General features: G+C 53.6%; 1 protein-coding gene. It reads right to left on the bottom strand.

Annotation, left to right across the window (positions count from 1 at the left end):
- The coding region (locus tag ACLJZ5_RS22075; RefSeq protein ID WP_001738553.1) for an EF-Tu/IF-2/RF-3 family GTPase at positions 1 to 578 on the bottom strand (578 nt) is incomplete at both ends.

Below are 578 nucleotides of genomic sequence, written 5' to 3'. Positions count from 1 at the left end.
AGAACTTTAGCAACAACGCCCGCGCCAACGGTACGGCCGCCTTCACGGATTGCGAAACGCAGACCGTCGTCCATTGCGATCGGGTGGATCAGGGTAACAACCATTTTGATGTTGTCGCCCGGCATTACCATCTCTACGCCTTCCGGCAGTTCGATGGTGCCAGTCACGTCAGTAGTACGGAAGTAGAACTGCGGACGGTAGCCTTTGAAGAACGGAGTATGACGGCCGCCTTCATCTTTGGACAGAATGTACACTTCAGATTCGAACTTGGTGTGCGGCTTGATGGTGCCCGGCTTAGCCAGTACCTGACCACGTTCGATTTCTTCACGTTTGATACCACGCAGCAGAACACCTACGTTCTCACCGGCACGGCCTTCGTCCAGCAGTTTGCGGAACATTTCAACGCCAGTACAGGTAGACTTCTGAGTCTCTTTGATACCAACGATTTCAACTTCTTCGCCCACTTTGATGATACCGCGTTCTACACGACCGGTAACAACGGTACCACGACCGGAGATGGAGAATACGTCTTCGATCGGCAGCAGGAACGGCTTGTCAATCGCACGCTCTGGTTCCGG

Source organism: Salmonella sp. 5800 (assembly GCF_046558195.1).
GTDB classification, from domain to species: domain Bacteria; phylum Pseudomonadota; class Gammaproteobacteria; order Enterobacterales; family Enterobacteriaceae; genus Salmonella; species Salmonella enterica.
This window is presented reverse-complemented; position numbering and strand designations above follow the sequence as displayed.